This is a genomic window from Streptococcus suis (assembly GCF_002960425.1).
In the GTDB taxonomy this organism is placed as follows: domain Bacteria; phylum Bacillota; class Bacilli; order Lactobacillales; family Streptococcaceae; genus Streptococcus; species Streptococcus suis_S.
In genome coordinates this window covers 1-461 of record NZ_POIZ01000102.1, presented here as the reverse complement: position 1 = coordinate 461, position 461 = coordinate 1, and the positions used below count along the sequence as shown (strand labels likewise).

The 461-nt window shown below is 45.3% G+C and carries 1 protein-coding gene; it reads right to left on the bottom strand.

The features are described 5' to 3' along the window. Positions 1 to 461 (bottom strand): mucin-binding protein (locus tag C1G57_RS11205; RefSeq protein ID WP_419579862.1); only part of this gene is annotated, 461 nt, incomplete at both ends.

Genomic DNA, 461 nt, shown 5'->3' with positions numbered 1-461 from the left:
GTGACTGTAACAGTTTTAGCTTTCACAACAACAGTGAAGGCTTGGTCGATAGCCTTGTCAGTATCGAAGACTTGTCCACCGTCTTTGGTGAAGTCATCACGAACCACTTCATAACCTTGGTTTGTTAACTCTGTAATACGAGCTGTTGTGCTGTAGTTGATTGGCTCACCTGACTTACCGGTCACTTCATCCACAGCACCTAGCTGTTTACCGGTGTCATCTTGGTATGTGATGGTAGCTTTTTGGGCATCTTTCACATATCTAACGATAACTTCAGTGTCTGGAGCTGTAGCTGCTACATCCACTTCAGCTGCTACACTTGCCTTATCTGGTGTGTAGCCTGCAATAGCTGGTGTGTCTACTTTGTCGAAGTCATCATCAGTTGAGGTCCAGTCACCATAAGTCACTTCTTTAGTCACTAGGTTAACGGTCGCAGTACGTTTGTAGGTCAGCGTTTCAAC